Source organism: Roseovarius carneus (assembly GCF_020141465.1).
Lineage (GTDB): Bacteria > Pseudomonadota > Alphaproteobacteria > Rhodobacterales > Rhodobacteraceae > Roseovarius > Roseovarius carneus.
Genome location: NZ_JAHSPD010000001.1, coordinates 2,895,800 through 2,915,816 on the forward strand (window position 1 = coordinate 2,895,800; position 20,017 = coordinate 2,915,816).

Genomic DNA, 20,017 nt, shown 5'->3' on the forward strand with positions numbered 1-20,017 from the left:
CACTATTGAGGATCTCGCGAGCGCCCTGCCCCCTGCCGGGGCGCTCATGGGGCTCGACCTTGGGGAAAAGACCCTCGGCGTGGCTGTATCTGACGGGATGCGCAGCGTGGCCACCCCTTTGGAGACGGTGAAGCGGCGCAAATTTGGTCTTGATGCCGCGCGGCTTCTGGAGATCATCGAGGGGCGCGCGCTGGAAGGTATCATTCTCGGGCTGCCGCGCAATATGGACGGCTCGGAAGGGCCGCGTTGTCAATCCACGCGATCCTTTGCGCGCAATCTCTCGGCGCTCACCCCCCTGCCCATCAGCTTTTGGGACGAGCGTTTGTCGACTGTGGCCGCCGAACGGGCGCTGCTTGAGGCGGATACGACACGAAAGCGTCGCGCAGAGGTGATCGACCATATCGCCGCCTCGTATATTCTCCAAGGCGTGCTAGACAGGTTGCACCATCTCAAGACCGCGCAATGAGGGACGATCCATGAAAGACGACATGAGCGACCAAATCCCGGTCTGGACCCGTGAAGAGGTGCAATCGCCCTGCGTGCGGGTTTGCGTGGTGCATCCCGAGGCGCGGCTTTGCACCGGCTGTTTGCGCTCCATCGACGAGATCACACGCTGGTCCAAGATGAGCAATGCCGAGCGGGCCGAGATCATGGAGGCTTTGCCTGGGCGCGCGGGCCAGTTGCGCAAGCGGCGCGGCGGCCGCGAGGCGCGGTTGAAGCGCGGCGGCTGAAGCATTTCGCCAGCCGCCTCAGGGCGCGGTCATCCACTCGGGCCCAAGCCCTCGGAATTCCGGCCTGAAATAGGCGATCATCCGGCCCTCTTCGGGGGCTGAGGCCGCATCGCCCCACGGCGCCACGCCGTGCAGGGCCAGGCGGTGAACGAGCACGGCCTCGCCTTTGACAGTGGGCAATTCCACGCGCGGGCAGCGCTCAAACACCTCGCGGCGGGTCGCTTGGTAAATCTCGGTCAGATCCACCTCCCCCCACTCCTCGCTTGGCACATCCTTGAGCACGCCATGAAGCGCGGCGCGCATGATCTCGTGGCTGCCCTCCCAGATCACCAGTGGGGCCGCATCCGCGCTTGCATCATTGAGCGGCAGGCCAAGGATATAGGCGTGCCGTTCCTTCAACATCCGCGTGCGCGCCGCGCCCACGGGCAAAAGGCCATCCACATGCGCCGCATCGCGGTTCAAACGATAGCGAAAGGCACCCTCGCACTCTCCCTCGCGCGGTTTGGGATAGCCCGGATAGACCACAGAAACCTGCGCCGCATGGAGCGGCAGATCGCCATAATCCGCACAGGCCGCCGAAAAGCCGGGGCCAGAGAGCGGCACGCCCCCCACCGACCCATCGGGCGCATTGGTCAACGTGTCGACCCCCACGAACCACGTGCCCTGACATTGCAGCCACTCATCCCGATGCGCAGGCTCCGCCATCCGCACGAGTGCTGCCGCGCGGGCCGCGTCCGCCCAGCGCGCAAGCCCCGCATCATAGGCAAACTGTATCCAGCCCTTGGTTTTGAGCCCTACCATCCCAGAGCCTTTCGCAGCATGTTGAGCGCGATCAGTGTGAGGAATACCGCAAACACACGCTTGAGCGGTTTAGGGTCCATCGCATGGGCCAGCCGCGCACCGATAGGGGCGGTGATCAACGTCATGGCAATGACAATCCCAAAGGCCACGAGGTTCACCGCGCCGATTGTAAAGGGCGGGCGGCTGTCCTCGGCAATATCCAAGAGCAAAAAGCCCGCCACCGATGGCACCGCAATGAGCATCCCAAAGCCCGCAGCCGTGGCCACCGCCCGGTGGATCGTGACACCATGAAGCGCCATAACGGGCACGCCAAAGCTGCCTCCGCCAATCCCCATGAGAACCGACATGAACCCCAAGACCGGGCTCATCACAGCGCGGCGCACGCCCTTGGGCATGGCGTCCGCCAGCCGCCATTCGCTACGGCTGAGGCCCATATAGAGGCCCACACAAACGCCAAGGATGCCAAAAATCGCCTGAAGCGCGCCCGAGCGCAGGTTCGCCGCGACAGCCACGCCTATCAGTGCCCCGAGCGCGATCCCCGGCGCCCATGTACGCAGGATTTCCCAATCGACTGCACCCTTCTTGTTATGACTGAGGACCGAGCGCAGAGAGGTCACGACAATCGTGGCAAGCGATGTGGCAAGACACACCTGCATAAGCTGCGCACCGCCAAAGCCCAGAGTCTGAAACGCGTAGAAAAACGCAGGCACAAGGATGATGCCGCCGCCCACACCTAAAAGGCCCGCAAGCACGCCTGCAAACGCGCCAATGGCCAGCAACATGGCCCCAAGGCTCAGCAATAGTACCGGGTCATCCATATCCCACGCCCTTCGATATACCGTGCAGGTTAGAGCGGTTTTCACCCCTCATCACAACGCCAAATCCGCGTCCGCCCCCTCGCGCATTACGGACCGCAGCGCGGCCTCGACAAGCTCCGGCTCAGCGCCGGGCAGATGAGCACCCTCCGACAGGGTGCGCCGCCAGCCGCGCGCACCGGGCCGCCCGGCAAACAGGCCCAGCATATGGCGCGTTACTTGGCCCAGCCGCCCACCCGCGCTCAGATGCGCCTCGATATAGGGCAGCATCGCGCGCGCCGCGTCCTCGCCCGTGCGGTCGGGGGTGCTTGCACCAAAAATCCGGCGGTCGGCAGCGCCCAGAATATCCACGGGCCGGTGATAGGCCGCGCGCCCGATCATCACACCGTCAAGGCCCGCGTCCAGAAAGGCCTCCACCTCGTCCAGCGTCTCCACCCCCCCATTCACCGAGAGATGCATATGCGGGAAGAGCCCGCGCATCTGCTGCACCAGCGCATAGTTCAGCGGCGGAATATCGCGGTTTTCCTTGGGGCTCAGCCCCTGAAGCCACGCCATGCGCGCGTGAATGGCAAAGCGGGTGACCCCTGCCCCCGCCACGCGGGCCAGAAACTCGGGCAGCACCTCTTCGGGGATCTGGTCATCCACGCCAATCCGGCATTTCACGGTCACGGGGATATCCACCGCCGCGATCATCGCAGCACAGCATTCCGCCACAAGGCGCGGGCTGCGCATGAGCACGGCACCGAATGTGCCCGATTGCACCCGATCCGACGGGCAGCCCACGTTGAGATTGATCTCCGAATAACCCGCCGCCGCCCCCAACCGCGCCGCCGCCGCCAGCTCGGCAGGGTCTGAACCGCCAAGCTGAAGGGCTAGAGGCTGCTCCACGGGCGCGAAGTCCAGCAGATGCAGGGCCCCACCCCGCACCAACGCAGGTGAGGTGACCATTTCGGTGTAAAGAAGAGCATTCTGGCTCAGCTGCCGATGAAGATACCGGCAATGGCGGTCGGTCCAGTCCATCATCGGAGCCACGGATAATCTGCTACTTACGCCAATCTGCGATTTTACCGCCTTTTCCAATACTTAGCTCCGAGTTTCCAAGTTCGTCTATGCTCGATATCTTGCCATTTAAGCCCATTACCTGCTACATTTACAACACGTGTTGTAAAATGAAAGGCCATGTTGTAAATCATGGGAACCATCATAAAGCGTCGTCGCAAGAATGGCACCATAGCTTGGCTCGCTCAAATCTCAGTGATGCGGCAAGGTAAAGTCTTACTTCGCGAAAGTCAGACATTCGAGCGCAGATCAACCGCTGCGGCGTGGATCGAAAACCGCGAAGAAAGTCTTGCGCGACCCGGTGCCCTTGATGCGCTCAAATCTCAACCGAAAAGCAAGAAGGCACCGACCTTGGCCGATGCCATCGACAAGTATGTCCAAGAAAGTAACAAACAGATCGGTCGGACCAAAACTCAGGTTCTGAAAAGCATCAAGACGTTTGATATCGCGGACAAACACTGTGACGCGATAACCAGCGCTGACATCGTCGAATTTGCGCAAGAAAAGCTCAATAGTGGCGTTCAGCCTCAAACAGTCTCCAACTACCTCTCGCATCTCGGCGCGGTGTTCTCCATCGCCAGACCCGCATGGGGCTTTCCACTAAACGCGCAGGCTATGGAGGACGCCCGGAAAGTGGCGGACAAACTGGGTATCACTGGCAAGAGCCGCGAACGAGATCGGCGTCCCACGCTCGATGAGCTAGACCAACTGATGCAACACTTCCTCGACCGCTCGCGACGTCGCCCCACGTCAATCCCCATGCACCGGATCATCGCCTTTGCCATCTTTTCCACTCGACGGCAGGAAGAAATCGTCCGCATTCGCTGGAAAGATCTCGACGTGGAAGGCAAACGCGTATTGGTCCGGGACATGAAGAACCCCGGCGAAAAGATCGGCAACGATGTCTGGTGTGATCTGCAGGAACAGGCTCTGGCGATCATCGAAGCCATGCCATTGATAGAAGACGAGATATTCCCTTACTCAACGGATGCCATCAGCGCAGCGTTCACGCGCGCCTGCAAACTTCTGGAAATAGAGGGGCTGCACTTTCACGATCTGCGGCATGACGGAGTTTCACGGCTGTTCGAGCTCGGCCTCAATATTCCGTACGTTGCCGCCAATTCAGGCCATCGGTCTTGGACGTCACTAAAGCGCTATACGCACCTACGTCAAACTGGCGACAAGTACGCTGATTGGACTTGGCTGGCTGAAGTCACGAAGCGTGACAACACGCTCAAGTTGGTTCGAAATGGACAGTTTCCACGGAAACGTCGCTCGGACAGAGGCGTTTAGTCGACGTGACGTCGTTCGGCGCAAAACCCAAATTGAGAAGCGCCCCTTTGCGCTTGGGCATGCTTACACGCCACTATCTCGAAAAACTGCACCGTTGATGGCCACCGTTCGGCATGAACGGCCCATTCCGGACATTGGTCTTTACGACCGATGCCGCATTGCAGCTTCTGCAAAGCTGACCTTGGCCTGCAAATCTCGGATGGGTCAGTCATTCCAACCAAACTCTTCGACAATGCGAGTTCTGTATGCGGTTGCAATCTGGTTTGGTGCTCTACGAACGTACTCTTCGGCCCGACTTGCTGAATTTCCCCCAAGTCCGCCTAGGTGCGAGATGACATCCTCAATTGAAGGATGATCGTTATTCTGATCGGTGACTGGTGATTTTGGCGGAAGACCAGTCCATACGACGCCCGCGAAACCAAATTCATTCGCCCAAGCCTCAACTAGCTCCGTACCAAGGTGATCAGAAGCGCCAGAACTAGTCCAAAATGCTGCATTCTTCTGTGTTGGGAGGCCTTCACGCTTAGCAAGTGCCTCGCGCGCTTCCTCTAACGAAGTAGACGTAAGAGTGTTCCAAAGTGTTGGACACACAGTACCCTGCTTACACACGACAAGAGTCATGCGGCCATCATTTGATTTCCGGGCGAATTCAAGCGGTAACTTTGGCCCGTCTTCCCGCCATTCATGCGCAATGGGCAGATCGCCAGGTTCCCAAATCAACGACCCCCAACCAAGGCAAGCAAATCTGGTCAAATTCTCGTTTCTATTCATTTTCGTGCCATTCGCGGATGGTTCTGGTCAGGTTTGACAATGCAAACCCGCGGCTGTTCCGGACATCGAGCATCGCAAAATCCTCCGCGAACTTCACATCATTTTCGCCGTTCAAGACAAACTCAAATCTCCCACTCGAATAATCATCGTTGTGATTGTAGCCGACAACCCGCCAACATCCGAGAACTTCACCGTCGCGAGTGATGACGTCGCCATGCGCCAATTTGGGTTCGTATCCACTGTCCATCCACTCATCGTGGCCAACGAAGTTTATTGGGTAAATCAGTTCCATGCACCGGAGATGGGTGCAAATCATCGAAATCGCAAGAACCGCTATGGTTTAGCTACATTCGAGACGACCCAGATCAGCGGCAAACCGACCGCTAAAGGCGCTGGCTCCGCAGCCCGCATTCGCCAGAACGGCCACTCGTATAACTTGGAAGGCGGCCAGCTGTTTGATACATGCACAAACATCGACATAGATTCAGTGATGGGACCTTATTGTGCATGAACTGCCCACGAACTTTCCGGATCCAGAGGTTGTACTTGCGTTTGAACCTGAAGAGTTGGCGGGTAAATTGCTTTTCTTCCTTCGCGAGAGATGTGAACGCGGCGATCGCACCTTCAGCATTCACAACTTGATGTTGGAGACAAAGAATTCGGCCGGGCACAATGACCGGACTCCTAGTTATCCAAGAGAATATATAGAGCGAGTTAGCCTGGCTGTTTCAGAAGCTCTGGCATGGCTACAATCTCAGGGCTTTCTTGTGCCGGAACCCGGAAACGAGAGTTGGAAGCTTCTCAGCAGGCGTGCAAAATCCTTCCAAGCGGAGACAGACTTCGATCAATATGTAACAGCACGTCGGTTGCAACGCGATCTACTTCACCCTGAGATCGCCACAAACGTCTGGATCGCGTTTGTTCGGGGCGACTATGCTGAAGCCGTCTTTAAAGCGATGCGGGCGGTCGAAATTGGGGTTCGTAGTGCCGCAGGTTTTCCTGAAGGAGATCATGGTGTCCCAATGATACGCCGCGCCTTCAATCTCAAGGATGGGCCACTACGTGACCATACGCAACAGGACGCCGAGGCTGAAGCATTGATGCACCTATTTGCGGGGGCCATCGGGTCTTACAAGAACCCGCACTCTCACCGAAATGTATCTATGGACGATGCTCAAGAAGCGATTGAGATTGTTTTGCTCGCTAGCCATCTTTTGCGTATTGTTGATGCACGCCGGACGGTGGACGGCAAATAGTTCACGAGACATCTGAGGAAATCGGCCCCTAGCTGCAAATCAATTTGTTTTGGCCACGCCAAGCTGCAACCCTTCGAACCAGAGAATTGCTGTAAGCACGCGCCCTACTTGTGAGAGTATTCTGAGCAATAAAGTTAGGGACCTGGGGTTCTTTCAAGTTTAGCGACCGCCGCGATCGCTTCGCTCTTCGCCAAGCTCATCCCACCACGGCAGGAGCTTTCCAAGCTCATCGGCAAACGGATAGTCTCGATTTGGATGCGCTGTCCCCGCAACCAGATCGTCGTGTACCCCATCCAATCGCCATCCCCGATACTTTTCCGTGTTGGACGATTTCAATGCCTGCAAAAAGGTCACTTCCGTTGACTTCGAGAGCATACGCTCAAGTTCCGGCACTGCTACAAAGACGATTGGTTTCCTATCGGTTTCAGAAATACCGGCGTCCTTTTCAGCCGCCATTTTTTCCGCATCTACCAAGACCTGTTTTCTCAGGGTGTCGGCCAGCACAAGCCAGTTGTCCAAGGTGAGCACAACTCCAACTGCGTCGTCATTGGCAATTTTGCCTGTGTAGCCCCGGCGGCAGTGGGAAAAGAACCGCCACAGTTGGAATATTGCCTTTGTTATGTCCTGATAGCCTCTCGCCTCAATCGGATTTAATCCAAACATTGCTTCTTGTGACATTCGCGTTGCTTTGCACTCGAATGCGACAGAAATCCGGTCACTCTGCTTGCAAAGCATATCTGGGGTATCAAGGTTGTTCGGTTTCTTCCGGTAGCTGAATTCTCTTTCCCATTCGAAACCGGGCAACGTTTCAGCAAGGTACCGTGCACAGTAGTCCTCGAACCTTCTTCCGTAGTCGTCTCGGATCGGCCCGCCGCCGCCCACCACATCATAGAAGACTCCAGATGTGACCCGCTCAAGAATGAGTTCCGGCAAAGGCGCGCGAATACGTTCGCCGTTTTCGCCGAAGCGCAAGCAAGGAGCTTGCCGAAGAATGCTAGGTTTGTCTGCCGTGTGGATTGTTTTGCGTCGCCTGTCTCTTGCCAGAGCCGCAGCCTTCGGAAACGGCATTGCTATCAGAGCCAAGACCCTTTCGACCTCCTCCCAATCGACTGCCATCTTCATCCATGACTTGTCGTTTCGCACGATCGGGAAGTTGGTCAGAGATACGAAGAGCATGAATCCGATTTGCGAAAAGCGGTTCAGCGTGATTCCGTGTGCTTTCTCGAATTGCGCAGCACATGGCCCTTGACCGTAAACAAAGGCGTTGCGGAAAAACTGTGGAATGTTCACAAACCCACGCTGCCAGTCAAACTGACGCGCAGCTATACGCCCCATTTCGACGAATATGTCCTCACGCTTCTTCTGGACGCGATATTCGACGTTTTCCAACTTACGTAGCCAGTTCACGCAATCCCTCGCAGCGCCAAAGTGGTCCCAGCGCAATGTCCTTGTCGGGCCATTCTTCTTCGGCTTGGCCTTTGGAACTGTCATCAGCTCGTTTGCCAGCGTCTCGATCTCCCACTTATGTATCGAATGCTCGCTTGGCATCTTTGCGCTCATTGCGCCGTTAGGAATGGTTTCCGGAAGAAAAAACTTTCGCGCAGGGCCAGGGTTCTCTGTCTGCAGAATATGAGTGGCCCACAAGAGTTGGATAAACTCTTCATCACCTGCGCACGATAAATGCTTGTTCAGCTTGTTCCGGTAATAGTCACGCATTGGCAGAGGTCAGCGAACTTGCTTAACGGAATCCCGGACCGACTTGGCGAACCAGACGTCTAGGCCAACATCAAGTGCGAGCCGAAAAAACTCTTCGTCTTGATCCTTCAATCCATGTCTTCGGACGATGTCCCGAGTTCCCTTGGTAATATCGGTGATATCGCCTGACGACACCCATTCCGGGTTTCCAATCACCCTCTCGAATTCGGAGATTGCACCTTCAGGAAGATTTGCCCCGTAGAGAAAGTACCGAAGATATTTAAGAAAATGTGGATGTGTGTAGATTTCGTCGCCCTGCCGTCCGTTCCTCTCAAACAGTCCTTTGTGCGATGCCTTTGAGCGCCCGATCTGGTACTCTGGGTCCGACCAATAGCGCAAACGGGCTTCGGGTATAGCGCTTCGTTCAACAAGCGACTTCAACAACCTCAGGACCAATAGCCCTTGACGCTTGTATTGCTCATGATCCAGCGCTGGTTGATCGAATTCAATGCCGCTGAGGATTTCTGACTCATCTTCGGTAAGCTCAATTGCATAACCCATAGCACCACCTCAGATGTTCTTTTTTCGCTCCGACGAGCCTAGGGGGAAGCCGAGAGCTTTTCAATCGAAAGTAGTGCTGCTTGGTAGCCCAAAGCCGCCCATTAATCCTCCGCATATAAGCGGCCGGTTGGCGCATAGTAATGTCGATAACTCAACCTGTGAGTGCTACGCTGACAAAAGGAGGCAGTATCATGCGGATCAAATTTATCGAGATCTCGAACTTTCGGAAGCTGAAAAATACACATCTGGATTTCGACCAAAGGACATCAATTTTGGTCGGCGCTAACAATAGCGGCAAGACTTCTGCGATGGTCGCTCTGCGCATCTTTCTCCTCTCGCCGAACCGCCTTGGGCTGCGCGACGTGACGATCGCCAACTGGACCAAGATCGACCTCTTGGGTGAGGAGTGGGAGACGGATGCTGTATCCACGGTCGATTTTGATGCGCTCCTTCCCTCGATGGACGTCTGGCTCGACGTGCCACTCTGCGAGATTCAGCACGTCGTACATATATTGCCGACGCTGGATTGGTCCGGCGGATCGCTGGGCGTACGACTAAATTACCATGCCAAAGACCTGGAAAAGCTAAAGGCAGAGTATCTCGCGCAGCGCAATGCAGCACGAGATGCGTCAACTACCGACCCGAAGGGAAAAGTGACCAAGATAGCGGTGTGGCCTCGCAGCCTCACCGACTTCCTCGAACGGCGACTGCGAGCGCATGTCGAACTTTCGGCCTACCCGCTTGATCCGACTGCGGCCACGCCACCAGGCAAGAATGGTCTGGCGATACCTCAAACCTTACCCGCCAGTGCTCTTGCATTCGAACAGCCGCCTTTCAAAAATCTCATTAAGATCGACGAGATCGCGGCACAGCGTGACTTCGCCGATGCCGGCGGCAACGACGGTGGAGAAGAAAAGGGCGAGATGACAAACCGCCGTTTCAAGCGCCGTCTATCCGACCAGCTGCGCTCCTATTATGATCGCCATCTCGACCCGTCCAAAACTCCATCTGACAAGGACTACGAGGCGCTCGGGGCGATCCAAGCTGCCGAACGCAGCTTTGACGCGCGACTTGAGGCCGGATTCGCAACTGCCTTTGAAGAACTGGAAGACCTTGGATATCCGGGGATGAGCAATCCGAAACTCAAAATCTCAACACTTCTTCGGGCGACGGATGGGCTGAAACATGGATCCTCGGTACAGTATCAAGTAGCCGATCCCTCTGGGGACGGCACCAAGACCCTCAAGCTACCCGAAGACTATTCAGGCCTCGGTTATCAGAACCTGATCGCAATGGTGTTCATGCTGATGGGTTTTCGTGACGAATGGATGCGCGTCGAAAAGGCGGGGCTCCTCGAAGGAGTGGATGTCTCACACGAGATTCAGCCTCTCCACTTGGTGCTTGTCGAGGAGCCGGAAGCCCATTTACATGCGCAGGTGCAGCAGGTCTTCATCAACAAGGCTTACAACCTGCTCAGAAAGCATCCCGATCTTGGAGCCGCAGACAGCTACGCCACTCAGCTAGTCGTCAGCACCCATTCCAGCCATGTTGCGCATGAGGCCGACTTCGCAAGCTTGCGATATTTTCGGCGCCGACCAGCCGTGAGTAAAGGGGAAACTCCCACCACAACGGTCGCGAATCTCTCACATATTTTTGGTGACGGCGACGAAACCAAGAGATTTGTGAAGCGTTATCTCAAGGCGACGCATTGTGACCTGTTCTTTGCGGACGGGGTCATCTTCGTGGAAGGCCAGGCCGAGCGAATCCTAGTACCACACTTCATTCGTCATCACTTTCCGGAGCTTTCACGTCGCTATGTCTCATTGCTCGAACTCGGTGGCAGCCATGTGCACAGTTTCCGTGATCTGATCGATGCACTTGGGATCGCAACCCTGATTATCGGTGATCTCGATGCGACTGCGGCGGTCAAAATTATCGACAAGAACGAAAATGAAACGACCCGCTGGAAATCGGCGCGCCCCGAAAAAGGAAAAGGGCAACAGACAGCCAACTCTGTTCTCAAGGAATGGCATCCCAAGAAAAAGCTGATCGACGATTTGGTGTCCCTTCCGCCCGAAGGGCATGTATCGGACGGGGATGAGGATTACGAGCTCTATGTTGCCTATCAGAAGCCGGTGAAGATCGCTTCCAGCAGTAAGGACGACGCCATCGCCATTCCTCGAACATTCGAAGACGCTCTAGTCTTAGAGAACCTCGATGTTGTCGAAAAAATTCAAGGCTCTGTGACATCGGGCAAGATCCGCACGATCGTTGCACAAGGTCTTTCTGGAGATGATCTCGAAGACGGGCTCTTCGAGCTATTGAAGACTGCGGAAAAAGCGGCATTCGCACTCGATTGTCTGATGCTTGAAGATCCCAAGATCTTGATGCCTCCGAGCTATATCGCGGCTGGGCTCGAATGGTTCGAACGGGCCGTCAGCAAAGATATTGCAAGAAGCGAACTCAAGACAGGGGAAAGCTGATGACGGACGTTGAGACTGCGCCGTCGGACTTCGATGATGGCGCCGACGCCCAGATACGAGACTGCTTGAACCCCCTCAATCCACGGAGCTTCTTCCTGTATGCAGGCGCGGGCTCGGGAAAGACCCGCTCCCTTAAGAACGCGCTGGATACTTTCCGCGAAGAACATGGCGAAGCCTTCAGGCGTAGCGGCAAGAAGATTGCGGTAATCACCTATACAAATGCGGCCGCCGACGAGATCGCGGAACGCGTTGGTGAGGATTCCTTGTTTCCGATTTCAACGATTCACAGCTTTTGCTGGAAGCATATTGGAACCTACCATAGCGATATCCAAGCATGGCTGCTCGCGACACTCCCTGACGACCTAGCCGAACTGCACGAGAAGCAAGCAAAGGGGCGCGCTGGTACGAAGGCGGCGCTGGACCGCGAACGCGCAATCGCCTCGGTCGTGAGGCGTCTCGAGTGGCTTAGTACTCCTCGGCGGTTTGTTTACAATCCAAACGGAGACATTTTCGGCCAGGACTCGCTGTCCCATTCCGAGGTGCTCAAGATCACGGCGGCCTTCATCGAAACCAAACGATCAATGCAGGCAGTCCTCGTCAACAAGTATCCTTTTTTGCTCGTCGACGAGAGTCAGGACACTAACAAGGGCCTACTCGAGGCCTTCTTCGCACTTGCTGCGGCGAACAAGAACAAGTTTGCGGTGGGCTTGTTCGGGGATATGATGCAGCGGATCTTTCTTGACGGCCATCCAGAACTGGAGCGCCTCGTTCCGGAAGATTGGGCGCGTCCCGTGAAGAGAATGAATCACCGATCGCCTCAACGCGTGATCGAGCTTGGCAATGTACTTCGCGCCCCAATTGATCGCCAACGCCAGGTGGCCCGAGACGATAGCGATGTCGGCATCGTTCGCTTGTTTGTTGCCTCCAGCAACTCGTCCGACAAGCCAGCGTTTGAGCGGCAGGTTCAGGATCGAATGGCTGAATTTTGCAACGATCCTAATTGGCGGGATCAAGCTGGAGTTAAGGCGCTCACGCTTGAACACCATATGGCGGCTTCAAGGTACGGGTTCCTAGAGATGTTCCAGGCGCTTAACCGGGACTCGCGCCTATCTACCGGGGTTCGGACAGGTGAACTGGCGGGCCTAAGGCTTTTTACTGAACGCGTCGCTCCACTAGTCGCGGCTGCACAGGCGAACAATGCTTTCGCGGTCATGGCTCACCTACGTGCGACTTCTCCCCTTCTTAAGCGATCAGCAATTGCTGAGAGGTCAATAACCGGCGATCCGTTGCAGACAATACGTGCAGGTGTGGACGCGGTGCTGGGCCTCGACACTGAAAGCCCAGATGCAACCTTTCTCACCGTTCTCCAATGCGTGGCGCAACACGGGCTGTTCGAGATTCCTGCTGCCTTGCAGCCGTTTGTAGCTGATGAGCCGAAGGCTGAAATTGCGGAGCCTGAAAAGACAAATGAAGAAGCAGAGTCGAACGAGGAGCAAGCAGTTGCGGAGACGTCTCCTGAAAGCCTAGAGGCTTGGCGGGCATTTCTTGAGACTCCGTACAACCAAACGGTCCCTTTCGCCGAATATGTCAGTGATCGTGGTCCGTTCGGAACCCATCAGGGCGTAAAAGGGCTTGAGTTCGATCGTGTGCTGGTAATTCTTGACGACAGCGACGCGCGAGGCTTCCTATTTTCTTACGATAAGCTATTCGAAGCCAAGCCGCTGTCGGATACTGACCGCAAGCATCTTGCCGAAGGCACCGAAGGCGGCATTACGCGCACGCGCCGCCTGCTCTACGTCACCTGCACACGAGCTAAGAAAAGCTTGGCGCTGGTCGCCTATTCCGAAGATCCCGATACTCTTGCAGCTTCTGCACTTCGTAACGGCTGGTTCGAAGCTCATGAGATCGAACGACTTTGACCACGGGTTTCGCAGAATTTTGATCGATGATTTGACGATCCATGCAGCACCCCGCGAAAGTACCCTGGGCTCGCGATCGACTGCAAACCGGCCATTTGCGCTTGCCGCTGCGAATGTCAGCCTCCCTGAAGAACTTTCTAGAAAAATGACCAACCCTGGTTCGTGGGGTCGAACGTCCGCTTTCTCGATCTCCGCAAATTTTCGCTGTAGAGCAGCGAATGCACACTTTCCGCCCGATTACCTGTTCTCGAGGGCAACACGCTAACGACTGTCACCCTAAATTCAGCCTCTCCTCTAAACCAGCAATCCGCTCGATCACTGCCTCAAAAGCCGGCGCTTCCCCGAAGATCATGCCCGACATCGCGCGGTAGTCGCGGCGCAGGTCATCGACCATTTTTCCAACCGGAGTAATCGAAAAAGTCGGCGCAGCTGCGGTGGCGAGATCGAAAGCCGGACGGTTAAAAAACATGCGCGCGTGGGCGACACAGTCGGCACCAAGCGCTCGATCCGCCAAAGCCCTCTCACCAAGGTCCGATCCGAGAAGCTGATAGGCATCGTAATAATGTCGCGACACGCGCTGACCGCTTCCTTTGAGTTCTCCGCGTATGTCGAACCAGCGGCGCAGGCCGTGCAGAATGACAATCTTGTCCCAAAAAGTTCGCTCGGCATCGACGATAGTGACGTTACCGACAGTCAGATCGATATCCGGCACATCGTCTTGGAGATAGGGGCTGATGCTGCGCACAGAATTGGGATCAAGCGCCGATTTTGCACCGGACTCGATTTTCACGGCTTTGGCAATGTAGGCATCAACCGGTGTCGCGGTCGGATACCGCAGATACAACGCCTGGCTGTCTTCTGGATCTGGCTCGACAAAGAACCGGGCGATGTCGAGGCCGTTTCGTCCGGCATCGTCCGAAACAATCTTGTTCAGCCCGTCAAGGAACTCGCCTTGGATATAGGCTTCACAGGCCGCCTTGATGGCATCCAACGCCTTGGCGCGTTTCTTACCACTCAAAGCCTCAAGCTCTTCAATCGTTGCAGCTTCTCCCAGATCGTCCCGGAAAACCGTGACGTCGATATCCTCCGAAAAGCGCCGGATCAGCCCAAAGCCCTTTGACAAGGACGTCCCGCCCTTGAACAGAAGCCTTGGCCCGTCCGGCAATCCATTGAACAGCGCGTCGAGGGTCCAACAAACCCAGAAGTCCTTTTCGACATTCTGCGGTGTAGTGCCCAAGCGCTGTGCTGTTGTCGTGAAAAGACCAAGGCGCGTCTCATCATCCGCAGAAATAATCTTGTCAAACGCGGGGTTCACGCAGCACCTGCTTGCTCTGCCAGTATCGGGCGCAATAGACTCTGCATCCAACTCGGCAATGTCGTCAGCCCGTCCTCGAGATCGTCGCGAAGGCGCTTGCCGTTCGCAGGATCATTGAGAAGAGCCGTGAGACGGCGGATCAGCACTTGATCCTCGTCGACTTGCCCCATCGTATCCCGCAACCAATGCAGAGCTTGCACAATGCGCATGGCCGGCCGGCCAGCCCAATAGAGCTTGCTGGCAGCTGTTGGTTTGAACACGATGTCGAGCTGGCCGAGCGAAATCGATTTCAACCGGGCATCCGTATGCACCAGGATCTTGGCCGGAACAGCATTGGTGAGCCCCAGATCGTTGGCTGCCGTCATCCCATCGACAAGGACGCGTATCTGATCTCGGCGTGCGATGGCATCAATCACTTCGCGGGGATCTGCCGGGCTGTCTTTCTGGGTCAGGCGGTTGGTCGACGGTTGATCGTAGAGGCCACGATCCACCCGGCGCAGAGCCCCTGCCCGCGTCAATCGCTGCAGCACCTTGTCCACGGCATCACGTTCGCCAAGATCCAGAAAATCCCTCGGCGTCCACACGCCGCGCGGCGTGCCATTCGCGATCCGTGTCAAGATATCGCTCTTTAGATCTGTTGATGCATGGTTCATGTCCGAAATATGTAGCATGATTTCGGACATGGTGGAAGTGATTTGTCCGAAATATGTATACAAACATCGGACGACCGCCCAAGCAACAGAGCCCCATTAAGAAGCGTTTGATCCGGAAAACCATCGGAGTGGGAGAGCGGAGGCTGTTCCCGTGACGGGTTTGGAGGTCGAGAGAGAGGCTCCTGACCGCCCGTCGCGGAGGTTTTCTCATGAATACCCAAATTATCGATGCCGGGCGTGACGCCAGCGGCGGTTACAAGATTGATGTGTCACGCGGTGAAAACGTGGATCGCGTGTCATCGGAGTGGTTCTCGCGCCCCGATGATGAGCGATACCTGTCACTCGACGACCTCTTTGCGTCGGTGAAAACCCGCGCTGAGCAGAGCCGAACACGCACTGTGGAGAGTGCCGCGATCCGGGTCGAGGCGCATCGCGATGACCCCGAGAAACTGGGGCTGGTCCTACCCGGGACCGACGAGCCCATCGCGCCGACGCATTGGAGTTTTGGGCAGCTGTCCAGCATTGTCGGCGCGCCTGCCGCCTACTTGCGCCAGCTACCCGCACCGCTGGCAGGCATCAACCTGCAATACGGGCTGACCAACCACCGGGCAGAGCAGATCAAGACCATGGAGTTCGCGAACGGGCGCACGGAACTGCGTGCCGTCACCGGTCCGGACTATGGCCGCATCTACGACCACGAACTGGTCTCCGCCGTGCAGCGCATCGCGGGCAATGGCACCGGTGATACACGCTGGAAGGTGCCAGGCGTCCTCGACTGGTCGACCGGCATCTACAATCCGCGTGTGGACGTGACCAAGGAAACAACAACGCTCTATGCATCGGATCGTGATGTGTTCCTGTTCCTCGTCGATGACCTTAACCCAATCGAGGCGGGGATCCTGCCCGATGGTTCGCCCGACCTCTATTTCCGCGGCTTCTATTGCTGGAATTCAGAGGTCGGTGCCAAAACGCTGGGCATCGCCAGCTTCTACCTCCGTGCCGTCTGCCAGAACCGCAACCTCTGGGGCGTCGAGGATTTCCAGGAGATCAAGATCCGCCATTCGAAATATGCCGCGTCCCGCTTTGCACATGAGGCGGCCCCGGCCCTCAAGAATTTCGCCAACTCATCGCCCGCGCCCTTCATCGACGGCATCCGCGCCGCGCGGGAGAAGATCGTCGCGCGCAACGACGAGGACCGGTCGGACTTTCTGCGCAAGCGCGGGTTCTCCAAGGCTGCCGCGACCACTATCATCGACACCGTGCTGACCGAAGAAGGCCGCCCGCCCGAAAGCGTCTTCGATTTCGTACAGGGCATCACGGCGGTCGCGCGCAACAAACCCCAGCAAGACGCGCGGCTGGAGATGGAAACCCGCGCCAAGACACTTTTGGAAAGTGCCGCCTGAAACTCGTCGCACCCAAATCGCCCCGGTCCGCGTCTTCCCCAGAGGAAGAGGTGGGCCGGGTTTTTCGTGACGGGTTTGAAAGGTCGAGAGAGGTTCCCGACCGGCCCGTCGCGGAGAACTCCGATGACCAAGCAACAGAAAATCACCCTCAGCGCTTCGCGCGATATCCCCTTCAACAAGCTCCTGCTCAGCCAGTCCAACGTCCGGCACATCAAGGCGGGTGTGTCGATTGAGGAGCTGGCCGAGGATATCGCCCGGCGTACCCTTCTGGCGAGCCTGACGGTCCGGCCCGTGTTGGACGAGAGCGGTGCCGAGACCGGCATGTTCGAAATCCCCGCAGGCGGGCGCCGCTACCGGGCGCTGGAACTCCTCGTCAAGCAAAAGCGCCTCAATTGCACAGCCCCCGTGCCCTGTATCATCCGCACGGATGGTCTCGCCGAGGAAGACAGCCTGGCCGAAAACATCCAGCGCGCGCCGCTCCATCCGCTGGATCAGTTTCGCGCCTTTCAGGCGATGCGCGAGAAGGGCAAGAGCGAGGAAGAGATCGCGGCGGCCTTCTTCGTCTCCGCCAGCATCGTCAAACAGCGGCTCAAGCTCGCCGCCGTCGCTCCGTCCCTGCTCGATGCCTATGCGGAAGAGGAAATGACCCTCGACCAGCTCATGGCGTTTACAGTCAATCCCGATCACGAACGGCAGGAGCAGGTCTGGGAGGCGCTGCGGCGGCATTACTCCAAGCAGCCCTATGAAATCCGCCGCATGCTCACAGAAGGCGCGGTGCGCGCCTCCGACCGTCGCGCCCAATATGTCGGGCTGGACGCCTATGTGGACGCAGGTGGCGCGATCCTGCGCGACCTGTTCCAGACCGATGATGGTGGTTGGCTGCAGGATGCCGGACTCCTCGACCTGATGGTCACCGAGAAACTGCGTGAAGATGCCGAGACGATTCAGGCCGAAGGCTGGCACTGGGTCGAGGTGGATACCGACTTTCCCTATGGCCATACATACGGCATGCGGCGCATCCCAGGCGAATCCGAGCCGATGAATGAAGAGGAAGCGGCGACCTACGATGCGCTTAAGGCGGAGTTCGACCAGCTTGAGGCAGATCATGCCGATGCCGACGACTTGCCAGAGGAGGTCGATGCACGGCTGGGCGAGATCGAAACGGCGATGGAGACGTTGCAGGATCGTCCCGTCCGCTTCGAGGAGTACGAACTGGCAATCGCCGGGGCCTTCGTCAGTATCGACAGTTCGGGGCGGCTGCGCGTCGAACGCGGCTATGTGCGTCCGGAAGACGAACCTGCGTTGCCCTCTGAAGATCAACCAGACGCGGATACAGCCGATGCGGATGTCGATGACACCGACATTGATCCTGACGCCGGAGCACCACATGACGAGGAGGACGAAGACGACGGCATCAAACCGCTCTCTGACCGCCTCGTCACGGAACTGACGGCACATCGGACGCTGGCCCTGCGCGACGCACTTGCGGGCGATACACATATCGCCTTCGTCGCAGCCCTGCATGTGCTGACGCTCAAGCTGTTCTACCGCTATGGGCTGAACAGCTGCATCGAGATCGATCCCCGCAGCGCCGCCTTCTCGGCTCAGGCCTCCGGTCTGGCCGACACGGCGTCGGCCCAAGCCATCGAAACGCGGTCCGAGAACTGGGCCAAGCACCTGCCCAAGGCACCGGAAGACCTCTGGGACGTGCTGATCGACTTCGACAGCGACAGCCGTCAGGCCCTCTTCGCCCATTGCGTGTCGTTGACGCTCAACGCGGTGCATGAGGCCTATAACCGTCGTCCCGGCGCACTTGCCCATGCCGACATTCTGGCCACTGCGCTGAGGCTAAACATGGCCGCAGAGGGCTGGACACCGACGGCGGAGGTCTACCTGTCGCGCGTGACCAAGGCGCAGATTCTCGAAGCGGTGCGGGAGGCCAAAGGTGACGATGCCGCTGACCGGATCGCTGGGCTGAAGAAGCCCGAAATGGTCACGACTGCCGAAGAATTGCTCGAGGGCTCCGGTTGGTTGCCGGAACCGCTCCGCACGCAAGGGCAGGAAACTTCGGTCATCGAAGCCGAGGCAACCGACGCAGGCGAGTTTGCCCCAGACGGCAACCTGGACGCTGCGAATGCGCCCGACGCGGAAGATGAAGCACCGATCGAAACGGTTGGAACCGTCGCCGCCGAGTAGCGCAGGCTTCCTTCCAAACGCACCCGGACCCGGCCTCGCGCCGGGTCCTTCCTCTTTCAGCACAGGAGAATTCCGATGACAGAACCAAACACAACACCTGCCCCATCCTTCGACGTCGCCGCCTGGGAGGTCGAACGCCGCGCGCATGAAGAGGCCCAGGCAGCCATCAGACCGGCGAACAAGACCGCCCTCTTCAGCGTGCTGTCCGCCGCCAGCATCACCAGCGTTGATGTAACCTTCGACGGGTATGGCGACAGCGGGCAGCTCGAAAGCATCGATGCGAAAGCGGACGAGACGGACGTGCCTTTGCCAGAGGCAACCGTGTCCCTCAGCATCATTGGCTGGCGAGACACCGATCCGACGGAACGCACAATGTCCATCCGCGACGCCATTGAGCATTTCGCCTATGACTGCCTCGCCCAGACCCATGGCGGCTGGGAAAACAATGAGGGTGCATACGGCACCTTCGTATTCGACGTCGCGGACCAGTCGATCACACTCGACTACAACCAGCGATTCGAGGACGTCGAGTCTTTCGAACACGCGTTCTGAGGGCGGCTGATATGGCAAATCCCTGGCATCACGCCCTCTCCTCCGCACGGCGCTTTGGCGGCGTGGCGGACGACTATTTGGCCCTGCACAGCTGGTTCGACGAAAGCAAGCTCATCACAGCGGACTTTCGGCACCGGGCGCTTAGGCACCACGCTGAGGGCATCTTCATGGCCGAGCGCTTCTTTGGTACGACAATCACCGTCTCGACGGGTCGCAAGGTTCCGGTCCGCTTGATCGGCGAGCAGCATGTCATCGAGGATCTGGGTTTCATCCCGAGCTTCGCGGATTGGGTGCGCTGCATCCGCCCCGAACCGTGGATGGGCCGCGCGCAACCGCTCCACAGAACCGTCGAACCCGTTCCTGACGTGCCGGTGGCAATCCCCATCGCGGCCGAGCGTAGAAACGACGGCAAAACGGCCATGGAACGGCAAGATGGTTCGGGTGATCCTGACGACACGAGGCAGGACAGGCAGTGCACCGCTGCGGAATGACGACTTCACTCCCCACTGGGTCC

18 protein-coding genes are annotated in these 20,017 nt (G+C 57.6%); 10 read left to right on the forward strand and 8 right to left on the reverse strand.

Features of this window, described 5'->3' with window-relative positions:
• Positions 1–46: 46 nt before the first annotated feature.
• A complete protein-coding gene (gene ruvX / locus KUD11_RS14305) occupies positions 47–466 on the forward strand; it encodes a Holliday junction resolvase RuvX (protein ID WP_219930186.1) in 420 nt (139 codons plus the stop codon).
• 22 nt (positions 467–488) lie between these two features.
• Positions 489–731, forward strand: coding sequence for a DUF1289 domain-containing protein (locus tag KUD11_RS14310; protein ID WP_109387741.1), 243 nt, complete (start codon positions 489–491; stop codon positions 729–731).
• A gap of 18 nt (positions 732–749) precedes the next feature.
• Here the strand turns inward: KUD11_RS14310 and KUD11_RS14315 are convergent, their stop codons facing one another.
• The 3 genes from KUD11_RS14315 to dusA are packed head-to-tail and all read right to left on the reverse strand — an operon-like array spanning position 750 to position 3,370.
• A complete protein-coding gene (locus KUD11_RS14315) occupies positions 750–1,532 on the reverse strand; it encodes a hypothetical protein (RefSeq protein ID WP_109384072.1) in 783 nt (260 codons plus the stop codon).
• The gene (locus KUD11_RS14320) at positions 1,526–2,350 is read right to left on the reverse strand and encodes a sulfite exporter TauE/SafE family protein (RefSeq protein WP_109384071.1); all 825 of its coding nucleotides are present in this window, start codon (positions 2,348–2,350) and stop codon (positions 1,526–1,528) included. The genes KUD11_RS14315 and KUD11_RS14320 overlap by 7 nt, the downstream gene beginning before the upstream one ends.
• Before the next feature lie 51 nt (positions 2,351–2,401).
• On the reverse strand, positions 2,402–3,370 hold the full coding sequence (gene dusA / locus KUD11_RS14325) for a tRNA dihydrouridine(20/20a) synthase DusA (RefSeq protein WP_397545226.1): 969 nt from the start codon (positions 3,368–3,370) through the stop codon (positions 2,402–2,404).
• Positions 3,371–3,538: 168 nt separating this feature from the next.
• Here dusA and KUD11_RS14330 point away from each other — a divergent pair, with 168 nt between their 5' ends.
• Entirely contained in the window at positions 3,539–4,699 is a 1,161-nt protein-coding gene (locus KUD11_RS14330) for a site-specific integrase (protein WP_109384069.1), read from the forward strand.
• A gap of 763 nt (positions 4,700–5,462) precedes the next feature.
• Here the strand turns inward: KUD11_RS14330 and KUD11_RS14335 are convergent.
• Positions 5,463–5,762 (reverse strand): hypothetical protein, encoded by a 300-nt coding sequence (locus KUD11_RS14335; RefSeq protein WP_109384068.1) that lies wholly within the window; start codon positions 5,760–5,762, stop codon positions 5,463–5,465.
• A gap of 211 nt (positions 5,763–5,973) precedes the next feature.
• On the opposite strand from KUD11_RS14335, the gene KUD11_RS14340 reads away from it, so the two are divergent.
• Entirely contained in the window at positions 5,974–6,726 is a 753-nt protein-coding gene (locus tag KUD11_RS14340; RefSeq protein ID WP_109384067.1) for a TIGR02391 family protein, read from the forward strand.
• 159 nt (positions 6,727–6,885) lie between these two features.
• On the opposite strand, the gene KUD11_RS14345 is transcribed toward KUD11_RS14340, so the two are convergent.
• Positions 6,886–8,442, reverse strand: coding sequence for a hypothetical protein (locus KUD11_RS14345; protein ID WP_109384066.1), 1,557 nt, complete (start codon positions 8,440–8,442; stop codon positions 6,886–6,888).
• A 9-nt stretch (positions 8,443–8,451) separates the two neighbouring features.
• Positions 8,452–8,982, reverse strand: coding sequence for a hypothetical protein (locus KUD11_RS14350; protein WP_109384065.1), 531 nt, complete (start codon positions 8,980–8,982; stop codon positions 8,452–8,454).
• A 191-nt stretch (positions 8,983–9,173) separates the two neighbouring features.
• Here KUD11_RS14350 and KUD11_RS14355 point away from each other — a divergent pair, with 191 nt between their 5' ends.
• Positions 9,174–11,465 carry an AAA family ATPase gene (locus tag KUD11_RS14355; RefSeq protein ID WP_109384064.1) on the forward strand — a complete coding sequence of 764 codons (2,292 nt, stop codon included), beginning with the start codon at positions 9,174–9,176 and terminating at the stop codon, positions 11,463–11,465.
• Positions 11,465–13,384 carry a UvrD-helicase domain-containing protein gene (locus KUD11_RS14360; RefSeq protein ID WP_109384063.1) on the forward strand — a complete coding sequence of 640 codons (1,920 nt, stop codon included), beginning with the start codon at positions 11,465–11,467 and terminating at the stop codon, positions 13,382–13,384. The genes KUD11_RS14355 and KUD11_RS14360 overlap by 1 nt, the downstream gene beginning before the upstream one ends.
• A 271-nt stretch (positions 13,385–13,655) precedes the next feature.
• On the opposite strand, the gene KUD11_RS14365 is transcribed toward KUD11_RS14360, so the two are convergent.
• Both KUD11_RS14365 and KUD11_RS14370 read right to left on the reverse strand, forming a co-directional pair.
• A complete protein-coding gene (locus KUD11_RS14365; RefSeq protein ID WP_109384062.1) occupies positions 13,656–14,699 on the reverse strand; it encodes a nucleotidyl transferase AbiEii/AbiGii toxin family protein in 1,044 nt (347 codons plus the stop codon).
• Positions 14,696–15,382, reverse strand: a complete 687-nt coding sequence (locus KUD11_RS14370; RefSeq protein ID WP_219930166.1) for a DUF6088 family protein — start codon at positions 15,380–15,382, stop codon at positions 14,696–14,698. Before KUD11_RS14370 ends, KUD11_RS14365 begins: the two co-directional genes overlap by 4 nt.
• Before the next feature lie 179 nt (positions 15,383–15,561).
• Here KUD11_RS14370 and KUD11_RS14375 point away from each other — a divergent pair, with 179 nt between their 5' ends.
• From KUD11_RS14375 to KUD11_RS14390, 4 genes are all read left to right on the forward strand, one after another.
• Complete coding sequence (locus KUD11_RS14375; protein WP_109384061.1) at positions 15,562–16,755, forward strand: DUF932 domain-containing protein; 1,194 nt, start codon at positions 15,562–15,564, stop codon at positions 16,753–16,755.
• A 123-nt stretch (positions 16,756–16,878) separates the two neighbouring features.
• On the forward strand, positions 16,879–18,951 hold the full coding sequence (locus KUD11_RS14380; RefSeq protein ID WP_109384060.1) for a ParB/RepB/Spo0J family partition protein: 2,073 nt from the start codon (positions 16,879–16,881) through the stop codon (positions 18,949–18,951).
• Between the two features lie 75 nt (positions 18,952–19,026).
• On the forward strand, positions 19,027–19,503 hold the full coding sequence (locus tag KUD11_RS14385) for a DUF6878 family protein (RefSeq protein ID WP_109384059.1): 477 nt from the start codon (positions 19,027–19,029) through the stop codon (positions 19,501–19,503).
• Positions 19,504–19,514: 11 nt separating this feature from the next.
• Positions 19,515–19,994: a DUF6915 family protein gene (locus KUD11_RS14390; protein WP_224380267.1), complete on the forward strand. Its 480-nt coding sequence runs from the start codon at positions 19,515–19,517 to the stop codon at positions 19,992–19,994.
• Positions 19,995–20,017 lie beyond the last annotated feature (23 nt).

Coding starts and splice junctions, on each gene's coding strand:
- KUD11_RS14355 (WP_109384064.1), top strand. CDS start 9,174: ATGCGGATCAAATTTATCGAGATCTCGAACTTTCGGAAGCTGAAAAAT.
- KUD11_RS14315 (WP_109384072.1), bottom strand. CDS start 1,532: ATGGTAGGGCTCAAAACCAAGGGCTGGATACAGTTTGCCTATGATGCG.
- KUD11_RS14360 (WP_109384063.1), top strand. CDS start 11,465: ATGACGGACGTTGAGACTGCGCCGTCGGACTTCGATGATGGCGCCGAC.
- KUD11_RS14345 (WP_109384066.1), bottom strand. CDS start 8,442: ATGCGTGACTATTACCGGAACAAGCTGAACAAGCATTTATCGTGCGCA.
- KUD11_RS14330 (WP_109384069.1), top strand. CDS start 3,539: ATGGGAACCATCATAAAGCGTCGTCGCAAGAATGGCACCATAGCTTGG.
- dusA (WP_397545226.1), bottom strand. CDS start 3,370: ATGATGGACTGGACCGACCGCCATTGCCGGTATCTTCATCGGCAGCTG.
- KUD11_RS14375 (WP_109384061.1), top strand. CDS start 15,562: ATGAATACCCAAATTATCGATGCCGGGCGTGACGCCAGCGGCGGTTAC.
- KUD11_RS14390 (WP_224380267.1), top strand. CDS start 19,515: ATGGCAAATCCCTGGCATCACGCCCTCTCCTCCGCACGGCGCTTTGGC.
- KUD11_RS14350 (WP_109384065.1), bottom strand. CDS start 8,982: ATGGGTTATGCAATTGAGCTTACCGAAGATGAGTCAGAAATCCTCAGC.
- KUD11_RS14370 (WP_219930166.1), bottom strand. CDS start 15,382: ATGTCCGAAATCATGCTACATATTTCGGACATGAACCATGCATCAACA.
- KUD11_RS14335 (WP_109384068.1), bottom strand. CDS start 5,762: ATGGAACTGATTTACCCAATAAACTTCGTTGGCCACGATGAGTGGATG.
- KUD11_RS14385 (WP_109384059.1), top strand. CDS start 19,027: ATGACAGAACCAAACACAACACCTGCCCCATCCTTCGACGTCGCCGCC.
- ruvX (WP_219930186.1), top strand. CDS start 47: ATGGGGCTCGACCTTGGGGAAAAGACCCTCGGCGTGGCTGTATCTGAC.
- KUD11_RS14320 (WP_109384071.1), bottom strand. CDS start 2,350: ATGGATGACCCGGTACTATTGCTGAGCCTTGGGGCCATGTTGCTGGCC.
- KUD11_RS14310 (WP_109387741.1), top strand. CDS start 489: ATGAGCGACCAAATCCCGGTCTGGACCCGTGAAGAGGTGCAATCGCCC.
- KUD11_RS14380 (WP_109384060.1), top strand. CDS start 16,879: ATGACCAAGCAACAGAAAATCACCCTCAGCGCTTCGCGCGATATCCCC.